This window comes from Dyella sp. LX-66 (assembly GCF_018599165.1).
Lineage (GTDB): Bacteria > Pseudomonadota > Gammaproteobacteria > Xanthomonadales > Rhodanobacteraceae > Dyella_D > Dyella_D marensis.
The window spans coordinates 38,647-55,262 of record NZ_JAHFVJ010000020.1; the positions used below are offsets into that span (position 1 = coordinate 38,647).

Annotated in this window: 14 protein-coding genes and 1 pseudogene; 13 read left to right on the forward strand and 2 right to left on the reverse strand. The window is 69.2% G+C overall.

Annotated elements, in window-relative coordinates:
• The first annotated feature begins 19 nt into the window (after window positions 1-19).
• From pcnB to pgi, 6 genes are all read left to right on the forward strand, one after another.
• Entirely contained in the window at window positions 20-1,396 is a 1,377-nt protein-coding gene (gene pcnB / locus KK141_RS22095) for a polynucleotide adenylyltransferase PcnB (RefSeq protein ID WP_214571297.1), read from the forward strand.
• Window positions 1,393-1,875 carry a 2-amino-4-hydroxy-6-hydroxymethyldihydropteridine diphosphokinase gene (folK, locus tag KK141_RS22100; protein WP_214571296.1) on the forward strand — a complete coding sequence of 161 codons (483 nt, stop codon included), beginning with the start codon at window positions 1,393-1,395 and terminating at the stop codon, window positions 1,873-1,875. The genes pcnB and folK overlap by 4 nt, the downstream gene beginning before the upstream one ends.
• A 55-nt stretch (window positions 1,876-1,930) precedes the next feature.
• Complete coding sequence (panB, locus tag KK141_RS22105) at window positions 1,931-2,761, forward strand: 3-methyl-2-oxobutanoate hydroxymethyltransferase (protein ID WP_214571295.1); 831 nt, start codon at window positions 1,931-1,933, stop codon at window positions 2,759-2,761.
• A gap of 11 nt (window positions 2,762-2,772) precedes the next feature.
• Window positions 2,773-3,618 (forward strand): pantoate--beta-alanine ligase, encoded by an 846-nt coding sequence (gene panC, locus KK141_RS22110; RefSeq protein WP_214571294.1) that lies wholly within the window; start codon window positions 2,773-2,775, stop codon window positions 3,616-3,618.
• Window positions 3,619-3,717: 99 nt separating this feature from the next.
• Window positions 3,718-4,104: an aspartate 1-decarboxylase gene (gene panD, locus KK141_RS22115; protein ID WP_111983712.1), complete on the forward strand. Its 387-nt coding sequence runs from the start codon at window positions 3,718-3,720 to the stop codon at window positions 4,102-4,104.
• Between the two features lie 191 nt (window positions 4,105-4,295).
• The gene (pgi, locus tag KK141_RS22120) at window positions 4,296-5,933 is read left to right on the forward strand and encodes a glucose-6-phosphate isomerase (protein WP_214571293.1); all 1,638 of its coding nucleotides are present in this window, start codon (window positions 4,296-4,298) and stop codon (window positions 5,931-5,933) included.
• A gap of 7 nt (window positions 5,934-5,940) precedes the next feature.
• Here the strand turns inward: pgi and queG are convergent, their stop codons facing one another.
• Complete coding sequence (queG, locus tag KK141_RS22125; RefSeq protein ID WP_250901943.1) at window positions 5,941-7,014, reverse strand: tRNA epoxyqueuosine(34) reductase QueG; 1,074 nt, start codon at window positions 7,012-7,014, stop codon at window positions 5,941-5,943.
• A 51-nt stretch (window positions 7,015-7,065) separates the two neighbouring features.
• Here queG and KK141_RS22130 point away from each other — a divergent pair, with 51 nt between their 5' ends.
• From KK141_RS22130 to KK141_RS22155, 6 genes and pseudogenes are all read left to right on the forward strand, one after another.
• A complete protein-coding gene (locus KK141_RS22130; RefSeq protein WP_214571291.1) occupies window positions 7,066-8,550 on the forward strand; it encodes an NAD(P)H-hydrate dehydratase in 1,485 nt (494 codons plus the stop codon).
• On the forward strand, window positions 8,547-9,014 hold the full coding sequence (gene tsaE / locus KK141_RS22135; RefSeq protein ID WP_214571290.1) for a tRNA (adenosine(37)-N6)-threonylcarbamoyltransferase complex ATPase subunit type 1 TsaE: 468 nt from the start codon (window positions 8,547-8,549) through the stop codon (window positions 9,012-9,014). The genes KK141_RS22130 and tsaE overlap by 4 nt, the downstream gene beginning before the upstream one ends.
• 186 nt (window positions 9,015-9,200) lie before the next feature.
• The gene (locus tag KK141_RS22140) at window positions 9,201-10,823 is read left to right on the forward strand and encodes an N-acetylmuramoyl-L-alanine amidase (protein ID WP_214571289.1); all 1,623 of its coding nucleotides are present in this window, start codon (window positions 9,201-9,203) and stop codon (window positions 10,821-10,823) included.
• Between the two features lie 68 nt (window positions 10,824-10,891).
• Window positions 10,892-12,730, forward strand: a complete 1,839-nt coding sequence (gene mutL, locus KK141_RS22145) for a DNA mismatch repair endonuclease MutL (protein ID WP_214571288.1) — start codon at window positions 10,892-10,894, stop codon at window positions 12,728-12,730.
• Between the two features lie 175 nt (window positions 12,731-12,905).
• A pseudogene (locus KK141_RS22150) lies at window positions 12,906-13,721 on the forward strand (DUF1684 domain-containing protein); the annotation flags it as partial.
• Window positions 13,722-13,726: 5 nt separating this feature from the next.
• Window positions 13,727-14,626 (forward strand): DUF1684 domain-containing protein, encoded by a 900-nt coding sequence (locus tag KK141_RS22155; protein ID WP_345777581.1) that lies wholly within the window; start codon window positions 13,727-13,729, stop codon window positions 14,624-14,626.
• A gap of 126 nt (window positions 14,627-14,752) precedes the next feature.
• Here the strand turns inward: KK141_RS22155 and KK141_RS22160 are convergent, their stop codons facing one another.
• Window positions 14,753-15,535, reverse strand: coding sequence for an enoyl-CoA hydratase-related protein (locus KK141_RS22160; protein WP_214571286.1), 783 nt, complete (start codon window positions 15,533-15,535; stop codon window positions 14,753-14,755).
• Between the two features lie 178 nt (window positions 15,536-15,713).
• On the opposite strand from KK141_RS22160, the gene KK141_RS22165 reads away from it, so the two are divergent.
• Entirely contained in the window at window positions 15,714-16,445 is a 732-nt protein-coding gene (locus KK141_RS22165; protein ID WP_214571285.1) for an FKBP-type peptidyl-prolyl cis-trans isomerase, read from the forward strand.
• The last annotated feature ends 171 nt before the right edge of the window (window positions 16,446-16,616 follow it).

Consider the following 16,616-nt stretch of genomic DNA (forward strand, 5'->3'; position numbering starts at 1 on the left):
CTGCAAGGATTCAAACCGCTTGAACTTGAAAGCAAGGAACGAGGCCACGCCATCGCTGCGCATCATTCCGCGCGAGCAGCACGTGATATCGCGCAAGAACATCAGCAAGGCCGCGCTGCGCGTGCTGTACCGCCTCCATGAAGCCGGCTACGACGCCTTCCTGGTCGGAGGCGCCGTGCGCGACCTCCTGCTCGGCGGCCATCCCAAGGACTTCGACGTGGCCACCAACGCCACGCCGGAAGACGTCAAGAAGCTGTTCCGCAACTGCCGCCTGATCGGCCGCCGCTTCCGCCTCGCCCACGTGGTGTACGGGCCGGAGATCATCGAGGTGGCCACCTTCCGCGGCACCGGCGAAGACGACGGCAACGAAGGCGGCGGCGACCGCCACATCGTCGACGGCCGCATCGTGCGCGACAACGTATGGGGCAGCATCGAGGAAGACGCGCTGCGCCGCGACTTCCGCGTCAACGCGCTGTACTACGACATCAGCGACTTCTCCGTGCGCGACTACGTCGGCGGCATGCAGGACGTGGAGAACCGCGTGCTGCACCTGATCGGCGACCCGGTCACGCGCTACCGCGAGGACCCGGTGCGCATGCTGCGCGCGGTGCGCCTGGCGGCCAAGCTCAATTTCCGCATCGACGCCGCGGCCGCCGCGCCGTTCGAGGAGCTCGGCCCGCTGCTGCTGGATGCCTCGCCGGCGCGCCTGTTCGACGAATCGCTCAAGCTGTTCCTCAGCGGCCATGGCCTGAAGAGCTTCCGCATGCTGGAGAAGAGCGGCCTGCTGAAGTTCATGTTCCCGGCCACCGCGCGCTCGCTCAAGCGCGGCGACGAGGCCCTGCGCAAGCTGATCGAGGAAGGTCTCGGCAGCACCGATGCGCGCGTCGCCGAAGGCAAGTCGGTCACTCCGGCCTTCCTGTTCGCCGTGCTGCTGTGGGGCGAGGTGCGCGACCTGGCGCATGCGTGGATCGTCAAGGGCGTGGAAAGCGCCACGGCCTGGGGCCGCGCGGTGGCGCACGTGGTGTCGGAACAGTGCCAGCGCGTGGCGATCCCGCGCCGCTTCACCATCACCATGGAAGAGATCTGGGCGCTGCAGCCGCGCTTCGAGCAGGTGCAGCGCAAGCGCGTGTTCCGCCTGATGGCGCACCCGCGCTTCCGCGCCGCGTTCGACTTCCTGCTGCTGCGCGCCACCGAATCCCAGGCGATCGACCAGCTCGGCCAATGGTGGGCGCATGCCCAGCAGCTGTCGCACGAGACGCTGGCCGCCGCGCTGTCCGGCACCGGTGCCGACGTGCCGTCGGCAGGCGATGTCGAGCCTGCGCCGGCGAGCAAGCCGCGCAAGCGGCGCCGCCGCAAGCCGGGTGGCAAATCCGGCGGCAAATCGGGCGCGGCGTGAGCGCTGCCTATGTGGCGCTGGGCAGCAATCTGGGCGATTCCCGGCGCTACCTGAGCGAAGCCATCGAAGCGATGGCGCAGCTGCCCTCCACGCGGGTGACGGCGCGTTCGCGCCTGTACCTCACGCCGCCGTGGGGCATGCTGGAGCAGCCGCCGTTCGTCAACGCCGCTGTCGAGCTGGATACCGGCCTCAGTGCCGATGAGTTGCTGGACGCCCTGCTGGCGATCGAGCGCGCCGCCGGCCGCGTCCGCGAGGGCGAGCGCTGGGGGCCGCGCACGCTGGATCTGGACCTGCTGCATATGGACGGCGTGCGCCGCGACGGCGAACGCCTGACCCTGCCGCACCCGCGCATCGCCGAGCGCGCCTTCGTGCTGCTGCCGCTGGCCGACCTGGCGCCGGAACTGGAACTGCCGGGCCAGGGCAAGGTGGGCGCGCTGCTCGCGGCGCTCGATCGCAGCGGCTGCGAAGTCCTGCCTTGAGCCTTTTGTGCAATGCGGCGGATAATCCGCTTCTTACCCACCTGAAGGCGTCGCCGTGTACGTCCAGAATGCCAGTGCTCCTGCCCGCAAGCCCGTGACGGTGCCCGGCCTGCGGGCCATGAAGGCGGAAGGCCGGCCGATCGTGGTGCTCACCGCCTACGACTACAGCTTCGCCTGGCAGCTGGAAACGGCCGGCATCGACGTCGCCCTCGTCGGCGATTCGCTGGGCATGGTGGTGCAGGGGCACGCGAGCACGCTGCCGGTGACGCTGGATCACATGGTCTACCACACCGCCGCCGTGGCCCGCGGCCTGTCCGCCACCTTGCTGGTGAGCGACCTGCCGTTCATGAGCGACCGCGATGTGCCGCACCTGCTCGATGCCGGAGCGCGCCTGGTGGGCGAGGGCGGTGCGGCGATGGTGAAGATCGAAGGCGCGGCGCCGCATATTCTCGACGGCATCCATGCGCTGGCCACGCGCGCCATTCCGGTGTGCGCGCACCTGGGCCTCACGCCGCAGTCGGTGCACAAGTTCGGCGGATTCCGCATCCAGGGCCGCGAGCAGGAAGCCGCCGACCGCGTGGTGGCCGAGGCCAAGGCGGTGGAGCAGGCCGGCGCGGATCTGCTGGTGCTGGAAGGCGTGCCGACCTCGCTGGGCGAGCGCGTCACCAAGGCCGTCGGTATTCCCGTGATCGGCATCGGCGCGGGTCCGCATTGCGACGGCCAGGTGCTGGTGCTGCAGGACATGCTGGGCATCACGCCGGGCAAGCGCCCCAAGTTCAGCAAGGATTTCCTGGCGGGACGCGATTCTGTGGCGGCTGCGCTCGCCGCTTATGCGGAAGATGTGCGCAGCGGCGCCTTTCCCGCTCCCGAACACTGTTTCAGCTGAGACACACCTCCATGCAGACTGTGCAAGACGCCGCGGCCTTGCGCGCCGTGATCCGCGGCTGGCGCTCCCAGGGCCAGACCGTCGGTTTCGTGCCGACCATGGGCAACCTCCATGCCGGCCACCACTCGCTGATCAAGCTGGCGCGCGCGCGCACCGACCGCGTGGTGGCGAGCGTGTTCGTCAATCCGACCCAGTTCGGCCCGAACGAGGATTTCGACCGCTATCCGCGCACGCTCACTCAGGACCAGGCCGGCCTGGCCGACCAGCACTGCGACCTGGTGTTCGCGCCCGACGTGGCCACGATGTATCCGTTCGGCCCGGCCAGCAGCGTGAGCGTGCACGTGCCGGCCATCACCGACACGCTGGAAGGCGCGCACCGTCCCGGCCATTTCGATGGCGTGGCCACCGTGGTGTGCAAGCTGTTCAACCTGGTGCAGCCGGACGTGGCCGTGTTCGGCCAGAAGGACTTCCAGCAGCTGAAGGTGATCGAGCGCATGGTGCGCGACCTGGCCCTGCCGGTGAAGGTGATGGGCGCGCCCACCCTGCGCGCCGACGACGGCCTGGCGCTGAGCTCGCGCAACCAGTACCTGTCGCGCGACGAGCGCGAGCTGGCCCCGCAGATTTACGCCACCCTGCAGCAGATGCGCGAACTGGTCGAAAAAGGCCATGCCATCAAGGTGGTGGAGCAGGCCGCGGCCTCCAAGCTGGCCCGCGGCGGCTTCGATCCGGACTACGCCGTGATCCGCCGGGCCGAGGACCTGTCCGAGCCGGCCGAAGGCGAGCGCGAGGGCCTGGTGGCGCTGATCGCCGCCCGCCTGGGCAAGACCCGCCTGATCGACAACTTGCCTTTCGACTGAGGCACCCCACATAGCGCGGCATCCGGCCTCGTTGCGGCCGGACGGCCCGCCCATCGATAATTGCCCGCTACGCAGACCTTTTCTGCTGGAAGTCATGCCATGAACCTGAACATGCTCAAGGCCAAGATCCACCGTGCCACGGTGACGCACGCCGAGCTGCACTACGAAGGCTCGATCGCGATCGACGGCCTGCTGCTCGATGCCTCCGGCATCCGCGAGTACGAGCAGATCCACGCGTGGAACATCAACAACGGCAAGCGCTTCGTCACTTATGCGCTGCGCGCGGAAGAAGGCTCCGGCATCATCTCGGTGAACGGCAGCGCGGCCCATCGCGCCCAGCCGGGCGACCTGGTCATCATCGCCGCGTTTGCCCAGCTGTCCGAGGCCGAAGTCGAGCAGTTCCAGCCGACCCTGGTGTACGTGGACGCCGACAACCGCATCTCGCATACCAACCGCTCCATTCCGAAGCAGATGGCTGCCGCCTGAGGCGTTTTCGTCACCCTGGCGAACGCTGGGGTCCGGCGTCTTGAAGGCACTGGATTCCAGCTTGCGCCGGAATGGCGAACCCCGCGGGGCGGCATGTCCCGCGGTCATTCCAAATTGGCATGTCGCGCGCTACTCACGCGCCGCTCAATGGCTCTAAGATCGGGGTTCCCCTTCCCGCCAAGTACGAGCCCATGTCGCAGCAGCGCAGTCCGTCCTTCCTGGCAGCACACGTCGAACGTCTTTCGCGCACCCATCTGCGCGACTTGCTGAAGGACCGGGAGCGCGGCGAACGCCTGCGCCACCGTGTGGGGCCGCTGCTGCTGGACCTGAGCCGGCAGAAGCTGGACCACGAAGCGCTGCAGGCGCTGGGCGAGCACGTCGAAGCCAGCGGCTGGCAGCAGGCCCGCGACGCCATGTTCGCCGGCGAGCCGATCAACACGTCCGAACACCGCGCCGTGCTGCACACCGCGCTGCGCGGCGGCGCGTCGCGCCTGCCGCCGGTGGCGCCGCGCGAGGCGCGCAGCGAGATCGATCGCACCCTGCAGCGCATCGACGAACTGGTGCGCGCGATCGAGCGCGGCGACGCCGCCAGCATGGGCCTGCCGCCGAAGATCACCGACGTGGTGAACATCGGCATCGGCGGCTCCGACCTCGGCCCCCGCCTGGCCGTGCGCGCGCTGGCGCCGTTCCACGTGCCGGAGCTGCGCAGCCACTTCCTCACCAATGTCGACGGCCAGGCCGCCTACGAGCTGATGCGCCAGCTCGATCCGCGCCGCACCCTGGTGATCGTGGTCTCCAAGACCTTCACCACGCAGGAAACCCTGCTCAACGGCAACGTGCTGCGCGACTGGATCGTGCGCTCGTACGAGGGCGATGCGCGCGCCGCGTCGAAGCACTTCCTGGCGGTGAGCGCGAACACCGCCGAGGCCGAACGCTGGGGCGTGGCCACGTCCAACATCTATCCGATGTGGGATTTCGTCGGCGGCCGCTTCTCGCTGTGGTCCGCGGTGGGCCTGTCGCTGGCGCTGGCCATCGGCATGGAGCATTTCCGTGCACTGCTCGCCGGCGCCGCGCAGATCGACGACCACTTCCGCAGCAAGCCCTGGCAGGAAAACCTGCCGGTGCTGCTCAGCCTGGTCGAATACTGGAACCGCAATGCGCTGGGCCGCAGCAGCCGCGCGGTGGTGCCGTATGCCGACCTGATGGGCGACCTCACCTCGTACCTGCAGCAGCTGGAAATGGAAAGCCTGGGCAAGCAGGTCACCCCGCAGGGCGAGCCGGTGGCGCAGGCCACGTCGCCGGTGGTGTGGGGCAGCGTGGGCACCAATGCGCAGCACGCGTATTTCCAGTCGCTGCACCAGGGCACCGACACGGTGCCGCTGGAATTCATCGGCGTGGTGCGCCCGGCGCATCCGCTGCGCGCCAATCACGACGCGCTGCTGTCCAACCTGCTGGCGCAGGCCGCCGCGCTGGCGTTGGGCAAGACCTTCGACGAGGCCCTGGCTGAGAGCAAGGGCGGCGACGAACAGGCGCGCCGCGTGCTCGCCGCGCAGCGCACCTTCCCGGGCGACCGCCCGAGCACGGTGATCCTGCTCGACTCGCTCACGCCGGAAAGCCTGGGCGCGCTGATCGCGCTGTACGAGCACAAGGTGTTCATGCTCGGCCATCTGTGGAGCATCAACGCATTCGACCAGTGGGGCGTGGAGCTGGGCAAGTCGATCGCGCGGCAGATCCTGCCGGCGCTGGAAGGCCAGACGGACGATCTGTCTTCGTTCGACACCGCCACGCGTGCCTTGCTCGACGAAATCGCCCAGCGCCGCGAAGGCTGAGTCCCGCTTACGTCGCCTGGTGTCGCGCCAGCGCCCAGGCGACGTGTTCGCGCACCACCTCCGACGGATGCGCCGCGCGCGCACGCAGCGCGTCGATCACTTCGCCCGAACCCGGCGCATTGCCCAGCGCCACCGCGATATTGCGCAGCCAGCCCTCGTAGCCCGTGCGGCGGATCGCCATGCCTTCGGTGCGGCGCAGGAATTCCTCCTCGCTCCAGGCGAACAGTTCCAGCAGGCGCGCGCCATCCAGGCTGTGGCGCGGTGCGAAGTCCGGCTCCGCCGCATCGCGCGCGAATTTGTTCCAGGGGCAGATCAGCTGGCAGTCGTCGCAGCCGAAGATGCGGTTGCCCATCGGCGCGCGCAGCTCTTCCGGAATGCTGCCTTTGAGCTCGATGGTCAGATAGGAAATGCAGCGGCGCGCATCCAGCCGGTACGGCGCGACGATGGCCTGGGTCGGGCAGATATCGATGCAGCGGCGGCATGTGCCGCAATGCGCGGTGGCGGCTTCGTCCACCGGCAGCGGCAGGTCGGTATAGAGCTCGCCGAGAAAGAAATACGAGCCGGCGCTGCGGTTGATCAGCACGGTGTGCTTGCCGATCCAGCCCAGGCCCGCATTGCGGCCCAGCGCCTTCTCCAGCACCGGCGCCGAATCCACGTAGGCGCGATAGCCGAAGTCGCCGACCTTGGCGTGGATGCGCTCGGCCAGCTTCTGCAGGCGGTTGCGCATCAGCTTGTGGTAGTCGCGGCCCAGCGCGTAGCGAGCGACATAGCCGGCGTCCGCGTCTTCCAGCACGGCCCAGGCATTGCGCGTGCCGGGCGGGATGTAGTCCATGCGCACCGAGATCACGCGCAGGGTGCCCGGCTCCAGTTCGGCCGGGCGGCTGCGCTTGGTGCCGTGGCGGGCCATGTAGTCCATCTCGCCGTGATGGCCGTCGTCCAGCCAGCGCTGCAGATGCTGCTCGTCCTCGCCCAGCTCGATGCCGGCGATGCCGGCGTCGGCGAAGCCGAGCTCGCGCGCCCAGCGCTTGATGTCCGCGGCGAGCGCGGCGTAGTCGTGGGCGAGGGCGGAGGAGGCGGACATGGCGGGCATTGTAAGTCCGCCGGGCCGCGGCCTCCGCCTATAATCCGGCGCATGACGCCACGCCCGCACTGCCACGAGCTCCATACCGTCGACCAGGTGCGTGCGCTGGATCGCCGCGCCATCGAAGCGCTGGACATCCCCGGCATCGAACTGATGCGCCGCGCGGCCGCGGCCGCGTTCGCCTCGCTGCAGCGCCATTGGCCGCAGGCGCGGCGCATCGCGGTGTACTGCGGGCCGGGCAATAACGGCGGCGACGGTTTCCTGCTCGGCGCGCTCGCGCTGCAGGAGGGTTATCAGGTGATGCTGTTCGCGCTCAGCGGCGAAGCGCGCGGCGATGCCGCGACGGCGCGCGTGCGTTTCGAGGAAGCCGGCGGCCAGGTGCAAGTGTGGAGCGCCGTCACCGGCTTGCCGGTGGCCGACGTGCACGTGGATGCGCTGTACGGCACCGGCCTCGCGCGCGCGCCGGAGCCTGCGGTGGCCGACCTGCTGTGGCGGCTGAATGCGGGCGGCGAACCGATCCTCGCGCTGGACGTGCCGTCGGGCCTCAACGCCGACACCGGGCAATGCCCGGGCGAGGCGATCAAGGCCGACGTCACCGTCAGCTTCATCGCGCACAAGCGCGGCCTGCATACCGGGCAGGCGGCGGACCGCGTGGGCGTGCTGGAGCTGGATACGCTGGATTTGCCGGAAGAACTCTGGGACGGCACCGCACCCGATGCCGAACTGCTGCACGCGGCCACGCTGCCGCCGCGCCCGCGCCACGCCCACAAAGGCAGCAACGGCCACGTGCTGGCGATCGGCGGCGACCTCGGCACGGCCGGCGCCATCCGCATGAGCGGAGAAGCCGCGCTGCGCGCCGGCGCGGGGCTGGTCAGCGTCGCCACGCGCGAGGCAAATCTCACCGCGCTCAACAGCGCCCGTCCGGAACTGATGGCGCACGGCGTCGACGGCCCGCAATCCCTGCAGCCGTTGCTTCAGCGCGCCGACGTGCTGGCGCTCGGCCCCGGCCTGGGGCAGGGCGCCTGGGGCCATGCGCTGTGGCTGACCGCGTTGGACATGGCCATGCCGACGGTGCTGGATGCCGACGGCCTCAACCTGCTGGCGCGCGAGCCGCGGGTGTTCGAAGCGGCCACGGTGATCACGCCGCATCCCGGCGAAGCGGCGCGGCTGCTGGAAAGCTCGGTCGCCGAGATCGAAGCCGACCGCTACGCCGCGGTGCGCGCGCTGGCGCGCAAATACGGCGCGGTGGCGGTGCTCAAGGGCGCCGGCAGCCTGATCGCCGACCCGCATGGCCGCGTCGCCGTCTGCCCCTGGGGCAACCCCGGCATGGCCACCGGCGGCATGGGCGACCTGTTGACCGGCATCGTCGCCGCCTTGCTGGCCCAGGGCTGCGAAGCCTGGGAAGCCGCCTGCCTGGGCGTGGGCCTGCATGCCCGTGCGGGCGACGCGGCGGCCGCCGACGGCGGCGAGCGCGGCCTCATGGCCACCGACCTGCTGGCGCCGCTGCGCCGGCTGCTCAACGGACTCGACGCATGACCACCCTGCAGCAGGCGCTTCCCGACGAACAGGCCACCGCCGGCTTCGCCGCGCGCATGGCCGGCGCGGTCGACGACGGCGCGGTGATCTACCTGCACGGCGACCTGGGCGCCGGCAAGACCAGCTTCGCCCGCGCCTTCCTGCAAGCGCTGGGCGTGGGCGAGCGGGTGAAAAGCCCGACCTACAGCCTGGTCGAGTCCTACCGGCTGGCCGCCCGCACGGCCTGGCACCTGGACCTGTACCGCATCGCCGACCCCGGCGAGCTGGAATGGCTGGGGCTGGACACGCTGGCCGACCCCGCCGCCCTGGTGCTGGTGGAATGGCCGGAGCGGGGCGCCGGGGCCTTGCCGGCACCGGATCTGCAGATCGACCTGGCCTATGCCGGCACCGGCCGTACCGTTCAGGTGGCGGCGCGCAGCCCGCGCGGCGAACGCCTGCTGGCGCGGGTGCCGGCCTCAGGCTGAGGCGCGGCGCTAAGTATCCGTAGCTAATGAGATTTTGGGTTCCGTCTCGTCCCCGGGCGAAACCCTTCCGTCAGCGCGGCTTGCGTCCGATAGCTGGACCCAGCCTGACAAAACAGCTGCAGGTTATGGATATTTCAAGGAAAAAGCACTTGCATTCAGGAAAGTGCTGAGCTTCAATGCGCGACCATGAGGGGATATCCGGCCAGCATCCGTCAGTTTTCCTGTCTCGTCGCCCTGGCGATGGCGCCGCTGTGCGCCATCCACGCCACCGACGTGAAGTCGGCCCGCGTCTGGGCCGGCCCGGAATACACCCGGCTGGTGCTCGATGTGTCCGGCCCGCTGGACTACAAGACCCGCCAGGACGGCGACCAGCTGGTGATCGACCTGGGCCGCAGCGCCCTGGGCGAAGACTACTCGGCGCCGAAGTCGCAGGGCCTGCTCAAGGGCCTGGACAGCAACCAGCAGGGCAACCGCCTGCAGCTGGTGGCCAAGGTCGACCCGTCCAGCCACTACAAGAGCTTCGTGCTGCAGCCGCAGGCCAGTTACGGCTATCGCCTGGTGGTCGACGTCTATCCCGGCAGCGGGGTGGCCTCGTCGGCCAAGGCCGCGCCCGCTCCAGCCCCGGTGCAGGACGACAGCGACGATGACGCCGCGCCGCCGCCCGCGCCGGTGACGATCAAGGTCGCCGCGTCCAGCAAGAACAGCCTGCGCTCCACCCAGAGCGGCATGGCTTCGACCCGCCAGGCCGCCGCGCTGCTCAACGGCGAGCGCAAGGTGGTGGTGGCGGTCGACGCCGGCCATGGCGGCCAGGACCCGGGCGCGCACGGCCCCGGCGGCACGCTGGAAAAGAACGTCACCCTGGCGGTGGCGCGCGAGCTGGCCGCGCAGATCAACAAGCAGCCCGGCATGAAGGCGGTGCTGACGCGCGATGCGGATTTCTTCATCCCGCTCAAGCAGCGCTACGAGATCGCCCGCCGCAACAACGCCGACCTGTTCGTCTCGGTCCATGCCGACGCCTTCGTCAACGGCGACGCCAAGGGCTCCTCGGTGTGGGTGCTGTCGCCGCGCGGCAAGACCAGCGAGGCGGCCCGCTGGCTGGCCGACCGCGAAAACCGCGCCGACCTGATCGGCGGCGTGTCGCTGGACGACAAGGACGACAGCCTCGCTGCCGTGCTGCTGGACCTGCAGCAGGGCTACGCCATGCAGGCCAGCGAAGCGGTGGCCACCAATGTGCTGAAGGCGCTGGGCGGCCTGGGACCGACGCACCGCGGCTTCGTGGAGCGCGCCAACTTCGTGGTGTTGCGCTCGCCGGACGTGCCCTCGATCCTGGTCGAGACGGCCTTCATCAGCAATCCGGACGAGGAGCGCAAGCTGCGCGATCCCTCGCACCAGGCGCACCTGGCCGAGGCCGTGATGGGCGGCGTGCGCAGCTATTTCGAGGCGACCCCGCCGCCGGGTTCGTGGTTCGCCGCGCAGGCCTCGCGCCGCAACGGCAACGTGGTGGCGTCGGCGGCGAAGAACGACGATGACGACGGCGACGGCAATCCCGTTTCAACCGCTGCCAACAAGGCCGTGGCGCAGGCGATGACCGGTTCGAAGTCGGGCGAGGTCAAGGTGGCCAGCGTGAAGGCCGACAGCGAGCGCGCCGACGCCAACGTGCGCGACCTGCACCGCGTCACCGCGGGCGAAAGCCTGCGCAGCATCGCGCGCCAGTACGGCGTGAGCATCACCGCGCTGAAGAACGCCAACCGCAGCATCAACAGCGACACGGTGCGCGCGGGCATGGTGCTGGCGATTCCGTCGGGCTGACCTCGCCGCAACATGTTGTTTTTACGAACGCCACCCCTCGGGTGGCGTTCCTGCTTTAAGCTTGCGCGATGCCTGTCATCCGTCCCCTGCCTGCTGAACTCATCAACCAGATCGCCGCCGGCGAAGTGATCGAACGGCCTTCCTCTGTGGTGAAGGAACTGGTCGAAAACAGCCTCGACGCCGGCGCCACCCGCATCGAAGTGGATATCGAGCAGGGCGGCCAGCGCCTGATCCGCATCCGCGACGACGGCGGCGGCATCGAGCCGGACGATCTGCCGCTGGCGGTGGCCTCGCACGCCACCAGCAAGATCCGCAGCTTCGACGACCTGGAACACGTGGCCAGCATGGGTTTCCGCGGCGAGGCGCTGGCGTCGGTGTCGTCGGTGGCCCGCTTCGCGCTCACTTCGCGCGCACGCGGACAGGACACCGCCTTCCGCATCGAAGTGGACGGCGGCAAGCTGCAGGCGGCACGTCCCGCGCAGCATCCGCAAGGCACCAGTGTCGAGGTGCGCGACCTGTTCTACAACGTGCCGGCGCGGCGCAAATTTCTCCGCGCGGAGCGCACCGAATTCGCGCATATCGACGACCTGCTGAAGTCGCTCGCGCTGGCGCGCGGCTCGGTGGAATTCCGCCTCAGCCACAACGGCAAGCCGGTGCGCATCCTCAAGGCCGCCAAGGACGAACAGGCGACTCTGTTGCGCGTCGCCGACGTGCTGGGCGAGCAATTTCCCGCGCAGAGCCTGCGTATCGACCATGTGGCGGCCGGCCTGCATCTGTCGGGCTGGGTGGGCTTGCCGACGGCGTCGCGTTCGCAGGCCGATTCGCAATACTTCTACGTCAACGGCCGCCTGGTGCGCGACCGCATCGTGGCGCACGCGGTGCGGCAGGCGTATGCCGACGTGCTGTTCCACGGGCGGCACCCGGCCTTCGTGCTGTATCTGGAACTCGATCCGGCCGGCGTCGACGTCAACGTGCATCCGGCCAAGCACGAAGTGCGTTTCCGCGAGCAGCGGCTGGTGCACGACTTCCTGTTCCGCACCCTGCACGAGGCCCTGGCGCAGACGCGCGCGGGGCAGGTGGGCAGCGTGGTCGACTCGGTGGACACGACGCCCACGCTGGTCAGCTATGCCGCGGCCACCTCCGCCGGCGCACCCGTCACCTCGACGCCGGCCTGGTCCGGGCAGTTCAGCCAGAGCCGCCTGAGCCTGGGCGTGCGCGACGAGCCGCTGGCCGATTACGCGGCGCTGCTCGGCGATTCTTCGCGCGAGGCGGCGCCGGCCTATGCCGCCAACGCCCCGATGCCGCCCGCGCAGGACGACGAAGCGCCGCCGCTGGGCTTCGCCATCGCGCAGCTCAAGGGCATCTACATCCTGGCCGAGAATGCGCACGGCCTGGTGCTGGTGGACATGCATGCGGCGCACGAGCGCATCACTTACGAAAAGCTCAAAAGCGGCCGCGCCTGCAGCAACCTGCGCTCGCAGCTGCTGCTGGTGCCGCTCAACGTATCGGTCAGCGCGAAGGAAGCCGCCGCCGCCGAGGAACATGCCGATGCGCTGGCCGACTGGGGCCTGGAGCTGTCGCGCAGCGGTCCGTCCGGCGTGGTGGTGCGGCGCATTCCGGCCTTGCTGGAAGGCGCCGACGTGGCGCAGCTGTGCCGCGACGTACTGGCCGAGCTGGCCCTGCACGGCAGTTCGCGCCGCCTGCAGGAGCTGGAGAACGAACTGCTCTCCACCATGGCCTGCCACGGCTCGGTGCGCGCCGGCCGGCGCCTCACGGCGCCGGAAATGAACGCGCTGCTGCGCGAGATGGAAGCCACCGAGCGCTCCGGGCAGTGCAACCACGGCCGCCCCACCTGGACCCAGCTGGGCCTGGCCGAGCTGGACAAACTGTTCCTGCGCGGGCGCTGAGCCGGCGCTTGCGGCTGCGGCAAATGGACGTCCATACTCGGGCTTCCTCTGTCGAGCGGGCCGTGCCATGTCGCGTAGCGTTGCCTTTGCCCTCGTTGTCGCCTTGAGCTTTGGAGTTGTCACCGTGCAAGCCGAAACCGCCACTGCCGCCGCTGCCGGCGATTACCCGCACGAGATCGAGCAGTGGCGCGCCAAGCGCACCGCCAATCTCACCTCGCCCACCGGCTGGCTCAGCCTGATCGGCCTGGAATGGCTGCAGGAAGGCGCCAACCGCATCGGCAGCGCCAGCGACAACGACATCGTGCTGAAGGCCGGCCCGGCGCATCTGGGCGTGGTGACGCAGGGCAAGGACGGCGCGCTGCACATCGTGCTGGATGAAAAATCCGGCGCCACCATCGACGGCAAGCCAGTGCGCGAAGCCGCGCTGATCGACGACATGCACGCCGGCGAAGCCACGCCCACCACGGTGGCCTTCGGCAGCGCCAACTTCTACGTGATCGAGCGCGACGGCCGCAAGGCGCTGCGCGTGAAGGACAGCAACGCGCAGACGCGCAAGGACTTCCTCGGCATCGATTACTTTCCGATCGATCCATCCTGGCGCGTGGTGGCCGACTGGGTGCCGTTCGATCCGCCGCACCAGCTGGAGATCGGCTCGGTGATCGGCACCATCGACAAGGTCGACGTGCCGGGCAAGGCGGTGTTCCAGCATGGCGGTCACACCTTCGAACTGCTGCCGTACCAGGAAGAGCCGGGCGGCGAACTGTTCTTCGTGCTGGCCGACCGCACCTCCGGCAAGGAGACCTACGGCGCCGCGCGTTTCCTTTACGCCGCGCTGCCGAAGGACGGCAAGGTGGTGCTGGATTTCAACAAGGCCTACAACCCGCCCTGCGCATTCACGCCATTCGCCACCTGTCCGCTGGCGCCGCCGGAGAACCGGTTGGATGTCGCGGTGACGGCGGGCGAGAAGAAGTATCGCGGCGGCCATCATTGAGCGCCGTGCATTCGTTCGTTGTCGCGGGCGCGGCAATGGCCGCGCTATGGACTGCGTCGGTGTATGCGCAGCCCAGCGACTACACCGCGCAGGTCGAGCAGGCACGCGCCGAACGCGTGGCGAAGTTGAAGCAGGCGGACGGCTATCTCACGCTGATCGCTTCCGGTTGGCTCGAGCCAGGTGACAACACGGTCGGCGCGGCCGCCGACAACCGCTTCCAGGTGCCGGGCGCGCCCGCGCATCTGGGCGTGCTGCATCTCGATGCCAGCGGTGCGGTGGATCTGCGCACCGGCGATGGCGTAACGGTGACGATCGATGGCCATGCCGTCTCCACCGCGCCGATGCTCACGCAAGGCGCGCATGGCGAACGCAAGCCCACCCGCGCCTATCTCGGCGCGGAGCGCTATCTCTATGTGGTCGAAAGCGGCAAGCAGCGCGGACTGCGGGTGAAAGACAATGCCGCGCCGCTGCGCACGAACTTCCCGGGCATCCCGTATTTCCCGGTCGATCCCTCGTGGAAGATCGAGGCGCAGTGGCAGGCGTACACCACGCCGCACACGCTGCGCATCGCCAACGTGGTCGGCACCGAGAACGATGAGCCGGTGCCCGGGCAGGCGGTGTTCGAGCGTGGCGGCCAGCGCTACACGCTGACGCCGATGGAGGAAGACGGCCGCCTGTTCTTCGTGTTCAGCGACCGCACCGCCGGCAAGCTCACTTATGGCGGCGCGCGCTTTCTCTACGCCGACATGCCGAAGGACGGCAAGGTGACGCTGGATTTCAATCTGGCCGAGAACCCGCCGTGCGCGATCACGCCGCACGTGGTGTGCCCGCTGGCGCCGCCGGAGAATCGGATGAAGCTGGAAGTGACGGCGGGCGAGCAGAAGTTCCAGGGTGCGGGACACTGAACCCGAACTCGATCGCCCGGCGTAGGTTGGGGTGAGCGCAGCGAACCCCAACATGGCGACCGCGGTATGGGGCTGTTGGGGTTCGCTGCGCTCACCCCAACCTACGCCGGAAGGTTCTCCTTCGAATCAGCGCCCCTTGAACTCCGCCTTGCGCTTCTCCAGAAATGCCGTCGTCCCTTCGCGCATGTCTTCCGTCGAGAACGCCAGCGCAAACGCCTGCGTCTCGAACTCCAGCCCCTGATCCAACGCGGTCTCGCCGCCCTGCAGGATGGCGTCGAGAATGCCTGCCGCCGCCAGCGGCGCCGAGGCGGCGAGCTGGTCGGCCAGCGCGTCTACGGTTTCGTCCAGCGCTTCCGGCGCCACCACGCGGTTGACGATGCCCAGCTCGTAGGCGCGCTGGGCGCCGACCATCGCGCCGGTCAGGCACAGCTCCAGCGCGGCGCCGCGGCCGGCCAGGCGCAGCAGGCGCTGGGTGCCGCCGAAGCCGGGGATCAGGCCGAGATTGATTTCCGGCTGGCCGAAGCGCGCCTTCTCGCTGGCTACGCGCAGGTGGCAGGCCATGGCCAGCTCCATGCCGCCGCCGAGGGCGAAGCCCTGAATGCGCGCGACCACCGGCTTGCCCAGGCGCTCGATGGAGCTCATCAGGCGCTGGCCGGCGCGCGAGAAGCCCTGCGCCTGCACCGGCGTGTAGCCGTTCATCTCGGCGATGTCCGCGCCGGCGACGAAGGCCTTGTCGCCCGCGCCGGCCAGCACCACGGCGCGCACGGCGTCGTCCTGGGCGGCCTGGGCGAAGGCCAGGGTCAGTTCGTTGAGGGTGTCGCGGTTCAGCGCATTGAGCTTGTCGGGGCGGTTGACGGTGATCAGGCGCACCGCGCCGCGGTTGCCGATTTCCAGATTGCGATAAGCCATGGCGGTTCCCAGCGGAGGTCGAAAACGCCCATGGTAGCAGTGGGGTAGCGGCGGGAACCTTTGCCGCCGCGGGCGTTCTCATGCCGGTGGCGCCGGCACCCCCGCCTGGCCCCGCTGCACGCACCCGGCAAACCCCTTACGATGTCCGGGCTTCGCGCATCCGCGATGGAGGATAGGCATGACACGACTGCGTTGGTTGGCCCATGGCACGGTGCTCACGATACTGATGAGCGCGGCGATGGCCACGCATGCGCAGAACCGGGACAGCGCGTCCGACGCGCAGGCCGCGGGGCTGGACAAGAACAAGCTGTCCTATGCGATCGGCTACCAGATCGGCAGCCAGTTCGCCAACGGCGACCCGGACGTCGACATCGCCGTGATGCAGCGCGCGATCCAGGACGCCTATACCAAGCGCCGCCCGTCCGTGCCGATGCAGGACATGCACGAGCAGCTGCGCCGCCTCGACAAGCATATGCACGACAAGGCGGAGTCGCAGTTCCAGCAGCTGGCCAATTCCAACGCCAGCAAGAGCGCCGACTTCCTCGCCAAGAACCGCCAGAAGCCCGGCGTGGTGCAGCTGCCCTCAGGCATCCAGTACCAGGTGCTCAAGCAAGGCACGGGCAAGGACCAGCCGGCGGTGAACAGCACCGTCACGGTGAATTTCCGCGCCACGCTGATCGACGGCACCGAGTTCGACAGCTCCTGGGCGCACGGCTCGCCGGTGAGCTTCATCGTCAACAACAAGGTGATCCCCGGCTGGCAGGACGTGATCCAGCGCATGCATGTGGGCGACAAGTGGCGCGTGGTCATTCCACCCGCGCTGGCCTACGGCGAACGCGGCAACCTGCCGCGCATCGGCCCGAACGAGGCCCTGGTGTTCGAGATCGAGCTGCTGGAAATCAAGCAGTAAGGGCCGCGTTCACTGCCCCAGGCGGGGCCTTCGGCGAGAGCCTGTTCAAGGTCTCCGCGTGGCCCGCGCCGGCTCTGGTTGCTCGCCAGACAAGGAAGAGTGAGGGAGTGTACGTCCGTACACGACCGAGCGATGACGCAGGATGGCGGGCAACCAGAGCCGGCCCTCCGG